General features: G+C 60.7%; 8 protein-coding genes. 2 read left to right on the top strand and 6 right to left on the bottom strand.

Translation table 11 applies throughout. The features are described from left to right. The 3 genes from RID11_RS11770 to RID11_RS11760 form a co-directional block, all read right to left on the bottom strand. Positions 1 to 1,381, bottom strand: a 1,381-nt coding sequence (locus RID11_RS11770) for a multicopper oxidase family protein (RefSeq protein WP_350139258.1), incomplete at its 3' end; no start/stop codon positions are given. Between the two features lie 108 nt (positions 1,382 to 1,489). After that, positions 1,490 to 1,948: a c-type cytochrome gene (locus tag RID11_RS11765; RefSeq protein ID WP_350139256.1), complete on the bottom strand. Its 459-nt coding sequence runs from the start codon at positions 1,946 to 1,948 to the stop codon at positions 1,490 to 1,492. Between the two features lie 12 nt (positions 1,949 to 1,960). Further along, on the bottom strand, positions 1,961 to 2,536 hold the full coding sequence (locus tag RID11_RS11760; protein ID WP_479607663.1) for a L,D-transpeptidase: 576 nt from the start codon (positions 2,534 to 2,536) through the stop codon (positions 1,961 to 1,963). Positions 2,537 to 2,789: 253 nt separating this feature from the next. Between RID11_RS11760 and RID11_RS11755 the strand changes: the two genes are divergently transcribed. Together RID11_RS11755 and RID11_RS11750 are read left to right on the top strand one after the other, a co-directional pair. Further along, positions 2,790 to 3,005 (top strand): DUF2933 domain-containing protein, encoded by a 216-nt coding sequence (locus RID11_RS11755; protein WP_350139254.1) that lies wholly within the window; start codon positions 2,790 to 2,792, stop codon positions 3,003 to 3,005. A 295-nt stretch (positions 3,006 to 3,300) separates the two neighbouring features. Continuing rightward, on the top strand, positions 3,301 to 5,415 hold the full coding sequence (locus RID11_RS11750; RefSeq protein ID WP_350139252.1) for a protein-disulfide reductase DsbD family protein: 2,115 nt from the start codon (positions 3,301 to 3,303) through the stop codon (positions 5,413 to 5,415). Between the two features lie 80 nt (positions 5,416 to 5,495). On the opposite strand, the gene RID11_RS11745 is transcribed toward RID11_RS11750, so the two are convergent. From RID11_RS11745 to RID11_RS11735, 3 genes are all read right to left on the bottom strand, one after another. Next, entirely contained in the window at positions 5,496 to 5,819 is a 324-nt protein-coding gene (locus RID11_RS11745; protein ID WP_350139250.1) for an SHOCT domain-containing protein, read from the bottom strand. Positions 5,820 to 5,851: 32 nt separating this feature from the next. Next, positions 5,852 to 7,228 (bottom strand): ATP-binding protein, encoded by a 1,377-nt coding sequence (locus tag RID11_RS11740; RefSeq protein WP_350139247.1) that lies wholly within the window; start codon positions 7,226 to 7,228, stop codon positions 5,852 to 5,854. Then, positions 7,225 to 7,714: winged helix-turn-helix domain-containing protein (locus RID11_RS11735; protein ID WP_350139245.1), on the bottom strand; the 490-nt coding region annotated here is incomplete at its 5' end. The genes RID11_RS11735 and RID11_RS11740, both read right to left, overlap by 4 nt.

Raw genomic sequence — 7,714 nt, 5'->3', positions numbered from 1 at the left:
TCATCCAGGTCATCATGCCCGAGGCCGCGTGGCTGAGCATGTGGCAGTGAAACAGCCAGTCGCCGGGATTGTCGGCCACGAAACCGATCGTGCGGGTCTGGCCGCCGAACATCAGGATCGTGTCGCGCAAGGGACCGAGCCTGCCATCCTCGCCGATTTCACGGAAATGCAGCCCGTGCAGGTGCATCGCGTGGGGAAAGGAAGTATCGTTGTAGATCTGAAGCTTGACCGTTTCGCCCTTCTCGACATCGACAAGCGGGGCATCGGTCATGCCGATCGTCCCGTTGAACGACCAGAACTGGTTGGCATACACCAACTCGCGAAAGCTTTTCTTCTCGCCGTTCAGAATCGCGCTTTCGAGCCTGCCCATTGCGCCGCCCTGCATGTCGAGCCGCACGGCCCTGGCGTCATCGAGGCCGGTCACCTCCATCCCCGGATTTGGCGGCAGCGCGTCCGGTGAATCCCGGCGCGATGCCGAGGCCATTCGGGTCACGGGGAAAGCCACCTGCGATGCCGCCTCCTGATCCTCAAGGCGAACGAGATGCGCGGTTTCGTCGGGCGCGGCGGTCACGTCGACGATCAGATCGGCCCGCTGACCGGGGCCAAGGACCAGCGCCTCGGCTAGCGGCTCGGGACGGGGCAGCGGCATGCCGTCCAGCGCAACCGTCCAGCCTTCCATGCCCTGAAGCGACAGCACGAAAATCCTTGCATTGGCCGCGTTGATGAGGCGCAGGCGCAGACGTTCGTGTTGGCGCACCTCCAGGGAAAGGTCGTGCCGGCCGTTGGTGGCGATGAAATTGCCGCGCCGCCCGGCATGGCTGCGGTCATGGCGCGAGGTGAAGTCCGGGTCGATCTGCGCCGTTTCGGGGTCGAGCAGCCAATCATCGAGGATCAGCACCTCTTCCCGATCCAGGTCCGGCGGCTCGGATTCCTCGACGATCAACGCGCCATAGAGCCCGCGCGCCACCTGTTCGGTCGAGCGGTTATGTGCGTGATACCAGTAGGTTCCGGCATCCGGCGCGATGAAATCATAGTCGAAGCTCTGCCCCGGCTCGACCGCAGGCTGGGTTAGCCCCGCGACACCATCCATCGCATTGTCTATACGAACCCCGTGCCAGTGTACCGTGCTTGCCTGGGGCAGTTCATTCATGAAGCGGCGTTGCAGCCGCGCACCCTGCTGAAGACGCAATTGAGGGCCGGGCATCGCGCCGCCATAGCCCCAGATTTTGGTCTTGGGATAACCTTCCGGCGCCAATTGAACGCTGGCCGTGCGGGCGTCGAGGGACTGGAACTCTGACGTCGCGGCATAAAGCGGCTTTGTAAGGGCAAGAGCCGAGGTGGTAGCCGCCCCCTGCATGAGAAAATCGCGTCGAGTCGGCATGGAGAGTCCTGTGTTTCAACCGCGGCAATTATGGCGCTGGCAATCAAATTTGAAAATCGGAAGATCAGGCCGGATAGTGAGAGTGGACGCCCGGAACCTGCCCAAGGCTTAGTTGATCCCGTTCTCCCTCTGCAATTCACGTACATAGCGTGCGATCAACTTGACGTCGCCATCGGTCAAACCTTCGACCGGCGGCATGTTTCCGAATTTCCAGTGATGGGCGCGCACGCCGTTTTTCGCGGCCATCACGAACGCCATGTCGGAATGGTGGTTTGGTTCATAGATCTTATGCACGAGCGGCGGTGCGACCCCGTTCTGGCCTGCGGCGTTCTTGCCGTGACATTCCGCACATTTCGCCTCGTAGGCCCGCTTACCCATCTGCGCCTGGTCCGAAAGCTCCGCCGGCAGCGAAACTTCGACGATAGGTGCGCCCGATTCCAGATCGCTGGTGTCGGGCGGTACCATCGAATGGCCCATCCTCTGCTGGGGTTGCTGCGCGATGTTCCAGTAGACGACTGCGCCACCGAACACGAAGAAGGCCAGAACGGCCAGAACTGTCTTTTTCATTTGATCCTTGCTTCAGATGAGTTTAACTTGGGCGCCGATTGGCGTCCTGTCGAAAACTTCGATGATATCCTCATTGTAGAGACCGATGCAGCCGCTGGAGGATCTGCGACCGATCTTGCGCGTGTCGCCGGTGCCATGAATCCGGTAGTACTGCCAGGTCAGATGCATGGCGCGGACGCCCAGCGGGTTCTTGGGACCAGGTGCGACATATTTCGGCAATGACGGGTCACGCTCGCGCATCGAAGGCGTGGGGACCCAATCCGGCGCCTCGTCCTTGTAGACTATCTCGCTGTAGCCGCGGCGTGTCAACTCATCGCTCATCGGCACTGATGTTGGGTAAATGCGCATCTCCCCGTCCGCAGTCCAGTGCTGAAGAACCCGCGTCGTGGTATCCGACAGCAGAATGCCTTTGCCCAGGGAATCGAAATGATCCTGCCAGTCATGCAACCGGAACGACGAAATGTTCCGACGAACCGGCGCAGCCTCCTGAGCGCGCAGCACGGTTGGTGCCCCGAGCGACACCAGCCCGCTGGCCGAAGCGAACAGAAAAGCCCGCCGACTCACTGCCTTACAAGTCATATCGCCCATGGTCTGCCTCCGTGATTCTGGTTATATAATTGAATGGCTTTGACCACCTTCCCCCACTGGAGGGTCAAGGATGGTTAGGATGACAAGAGCGTGAAGTTCGTATCGGTTTGTAATGTTGACCTTCCCGTTGGGGAAGCCTTTAGCAGGGGCGAAACAACCGAGGGTCGGAACCATGAAGAATAGTGAAAGGCCGGAATCGCACGAAACCACCGGCAGGTTGATGAAATACGGGATGTGGGCTTGCTGTGCGATCATGCTGGCACCCATCGTGCTCTATCTTGCGGCGGGTGGCCTTTCGAGCGACCTGACGAGCAACGCGATCTTGTTCGCGCCGCTGGTTGTCTGCCTCGGAGCTCATTTCGCGATGCATCGTGTCATGGGCAAATCCTGCCATGGTGACGAGAAGAAAAACACCTCCGAGGCCGCGGACAAGCATGCGGCGATTGGCCGGACGATTGCTCCCGAGTAGGCACCTGCAGAAGTTCGCCGTTCGCGCCGCGGCACTCGTCTCATTGCTTGCGCTCGGGGCCTGTTCGGAGGCGCTCGGTGCGTGTCGGCAAGATGGTTCAGCGGTGCTGGCAACCCAGGACTTCCAAGCCCATCTTCCAAATGGGTGCACGCTGAACAGATCGCGCCCTGATGGCGTTGCGGCGATTACCTGTTCCGATGGCCGCGAAGGGTTTCTGGTCGTGCCACCAGAGGGCAACTGACACGCCTATGGCGCGGCGCGATAGACGAAAGCATTGGCGAGGGCGGGATACAATATGATGAAAGCGTGCCATACTGTGTGGCTGTTCGGGGGCGTATTGCTGGCCTTGGCAATACTTCTCGTGCTGCCGTCGCAATACGGATTCGCAGCAAGTTCCGATGAATTTTCCAGCACATCCGTCACCGCACGTCTGATCTCGGCCGAGAACGGGGTCAGCCCGGATACCCGTTCGATCTCGGCGGGGCTGCACTTGGAATTGTCGAAGGGCTGGAAAACCTACTGGCGCTCGCCCGGTGAGGTGGGCATCCCGCCGTCGATCGACTGGGCGGGATCGGAGAACATCGAGAATGTCGAGTTTCTCTGGCCGGCGCCTGAGCGCTTCACCGCCTTCGGGATCGAGAATTTCGGCTACTCCGATGAGGTGGTCTTTCCGCTGCGGATAACACTTGCAGACCCTGGCGCCCCGGTCCGGCTGAAGGCCGGCGTGAACGTCCTGACATGTTCGACCGTTTGCGTCCCGGAGGATTTCGAACTGCAGTTGGCGCTACCAAGGGCCAGCGGAATCGATGCCGACGCCGCAACCCTGATTTCGGCCTATGCGGGCCGCGTGCCCGACGAGGGCGCGGCGAGTAGCATTTCTGTCGAAACCGCGTATCTGGACGGTGAGATGTCCGCGCTAACCTTAACCGCCCGCAGCGACCGCCCCTTCGGCGAGCCCGACGTGTTTCCCGAATTGGGCAAGGGCACGGCTTTCGGTAAGCCGGACATTCGTTTGGGCGAGGGAGGCCGATTACTATGGGCCCGTCTGCCAATCCTCTCCGCCGCCGATGACCCGCCACCACTCGATGTGACGGTGACGGATGGAGACCGCGCCGCAACCTGGATGCCCGCCCTGAGCGATAAGGCCGCAGCGCCGCCCTTCACCCTCGATCGCGTTTTGCCGGGGTTGGCCGATCTTGCCTGGATTGCGGCGATTGCCTTTCTCGGCGGCCTCATCCTGAACGTGATGCCCTGCGTGCTGCCGGTGCTGTCGATCAAGCTCTCCTCGGCCATGAAGGCCCACGGTCAGTCGCGGCAACGGGTTCGGGCTGGATTTGCCGTTTCGGCCTTCGGTGTTCTGGCCTTCATGTGGGTTATCGCTGCCGGAACGCTGGCGGCGCGGGGAATCGGGATGACGGTCGGCTGGGGGCTGCAGTTCCAAAACCCGGTCTTTCTTGCACTGATGGCCGTCATTCTGGTGGTCTTTTCGGCAAACCTTTTCGGGCTGTTCGAAATTTCTTTGCCGTCCGCGGCGCACACCCGGCTGGCGAAAGCGGGCGGCGGGCGCGGCTATGTTGGAGATTTCGCAACAGGGGCCTTCGCGGCCGTTCTTGCCACGCCCTGTTCCGCCCCGTTTCTCGGCACGGCCGTGGCGTTCGCGCTGGCTGGCCGCCCGATCGACATCGTCGTGGTTTTCACTGCCCTTGGCCTGGGGCTGGCCTTGCCTTATCTGATCGTGGCGGCTTTTCCGGGCATGGTGGTCCGGATGCCGCGGGCGGGACGGTGGATGATCTGGCTCAAGATCGTCCTTGGGCTGGCCCTGCTGGCGACCGCAGCTTGGCTTTTCTGGGTGCTCGGTGGCGTCGCCGGGACACGGTCGGTCTGGGCGGTTTCCGCGACGAGCGGCGGCATTGTCGCCATTCTGAGCTTGCCGCGCATGTCTTCTGTCCTGCGCGGGTCTGCCGCCCTGATCCTGACAATCGTTGCCCTGACCCTTTCCGGCCTCCTGTTGCAAAGTGACGAGCCGACAGACCGTGTCGCCGCAAATTGGACCGCATTCGAACGCGCGGCGATCGCCCGGCACGTTTCGCAGGGGGATATCGTTTTCGTGGACGTCACCGCCGACTGGTGCTTGACCTGCAAGGCCAACAAGACCCTCGTGCTGGACCGCGAACCGGTGGCGTCAGCCTTGCGTGCGCCCGGCGTAATCGCGATGCAGGCGGACTGGACCAGGCCCGATGAAGTAATTTCGCGTTATCTGGAGAGCTTCGACCGCTACGGCATACCGTTCAACGTGGTCTACGGGCCAGGAGCCCCCGAAGGCATCGTTCTGCCCGAATTGCTGACAGCGAAAGTGGTCATGCAGGCGCTGCAGGACGCGGCCAGTCTCCGCGTGTCTGGCGAAGGATGACGTCCGCCGCAGGAAACGAAAATGATCCTCCCATCTGGCTCTTGGGTGGACGAGGCGACGCAGGGAGGGGACATAGTGGCTTAACTTTGGAGTTCCTGCTTGCGGCGCCGAAACTCATCCTCGTCGATCTCACCGCGCGCATAGCGTTCCTTGAGGATCTCCATCGCATCGCGGGTTTCCCCCAAACGGTTGCTGGTGAGCATACGAAAGAAGAAGACGGCCACAGCGATAATCACCCCCCAGAAAAGGATCATGCCGAAACCTCCCCACCAACCATGAGCACCACCCCACATCATGTGCCCAAAGCTGCTATCGGCAGGATTGCCGGAATCTGCAAGCGCCGGGACTGTGCTCGCCAACAGAGCGCTCACGCAGGTTTTCATCGACATCATATAGGTACTCATCATCGTGTCCTTTCTTGCTGGTTGTAGCTTTGTCAAAACGGAAAATCGAGGCGCACCAGAAGCCCGCCGTCCGGGTGGTTCTGCAAAGTGATGTCGCCGCCATGTGAGCGCAGTATGGTGCGGGCGATTGAAAGGCCGAGACCGGTGCCACCCGTCTCGCGCGAACGTGACGTCTCGACCCGGTAAAACGGCTCAAAAACCTCTTCTAATTGAGTGTCAGGTATGCCGGGACCATGATCGCGCACCCAGATCAAGGCTCTGTCATACTCCCGGGTATAGGTGACCTCGACAACTTCACCATAGCGCACTGCATTATCCACGATGTTCCGCAGAGCTCGGCGCATAGAATTAGGTCGAAGCCTTATCTGAAGCGGTGCGTCCGTTTCGAGTTGGAAGGCGTCCACCATGTCCCGTTTCAGCTCTGTGAGAAATTTTCCCAACTCCACCGTTTCCGGGGGTTCACTGATTGCCATGCCGCGCGCAAAAGCCAGCGTGCGCTCGACCATATCCTGCATCTCCTCGATGGATTTCACCAAGGCGTCGCGCGTCTCCTCCTCATCCACCATCTCTGCGTGAACCCGCAAGGCGGTCAGTGGCGAGCGCAGATCATGACCCAGAGCGGCCATGATACGCGTCTTGTCCGCAACCGTGCGCATCAGTCGTTCCTGCATGCGATTGAAGGTATCCGTCAAATCTCTGACTTCGCTTGGACCAGCGACCGGAAGCGGTTCTCTTTCCTCACCACGACCCAGACTGTCGGCGGCTTGGGCTAAACGTCTGAGCGGCCACGTCAGGCGGGCAAGCAGGTACCAGCAAGCCACGCCAATTAGCAAGGCCGCCGTTAAGCCAAAGCTCACCGCGGAAAAGACCGGCCATTGCAGCGGCGGGCGCTGAAAGCGCGTATCGACATTCAGCCAAGTGCCACCTGCAAGCGCGATAGAGAGCGTTAGTTCAAGCCCTGATATCTTGTCATGCATCATCTGTTTGTGCTCGGCGACCATCTGCGGTGGCATCATCTTCATTGGCGGGAATGCGCGCTCGACTTCATGCAACTCCACGCGAATCTCGCGGCTGTCTTCGGCACCCAGAAACGACCTGATACGCGCTTCGACCGCTCCTTTTGCACGGTGATCAAGATGGTCCACAGCTGCCTGCGGGTCGATCCGAAACCTTGCAAGCGGGGAGTCAGCGGCCCGGAGGATAGAGGCATGCAGGTCCGGTGGCGCCCGTTCGAGGAGAAGCGCCACATTCGCTGCGCGTCCGGCCGCCTCTGCCCCGATCGCAGCGCGCACGGCGAGGCCGCGTTCGTCCACGAACAGCCAGAGGCTTATTGTCTGCGCCACAAGGAGGCTGCCTATAATGAGCAGCAGAAGCTGGACACGCAAGCTATCCAGACGCTTGCGGATCACTGCTGCACCTCGACATCCGTTGCAAGGCAGTAGCCCCCGTTTCGAACCGTGGTGATGATTTTTGGTCGTCCCGGGTTGTACTCAATCTTCCTCCTCAGTCGGCTGACCTGGTTGTCGATAGTTCGGTCGAAAGCGGCCGGTGTTCGCCCAACCGTCAGGTCAAAAAGCTGCTCGCGGCTCATCACGATGCGCGGGCGTTCCAGCAGGATTGTCAGCAGTTTGAACTCTGATGTTGTCAGCACATCCTCTCGGCCGTCTACCGCGACAAGACGGCGTGTGTCGGTTTCCAGCGTCCAATCTGCGAACCATACACGGCTGCCTGTAAGACTTCCCGCCAGGACTTCTGGTTTCTGCGCCCGACGCAGAATTGCCCTTATCCGCGCAAGCAACTCGCGCGGATTGAAGGGTTTGGGCAAATAGTCATCCGCACCGACCTCTAGGCCGATGATACGGTCCATTTCCTCTCCAAGCGCTGTCAACATCACG

Origin of the sequence: Roseovarius sp. (assembly GCF_040219995.1) — a bacterium.
Taxonomy (GTDB): Bacteria; Pseudomonadota; Alphaproteobacteria; order Rhodobacterales; family Rhodobacteraceae; genus Roseovarius.
Note: the sequence above shows the minus strand (reverse complement) of the source record. Positions and strands in the feature narration are given on the sequence as shown.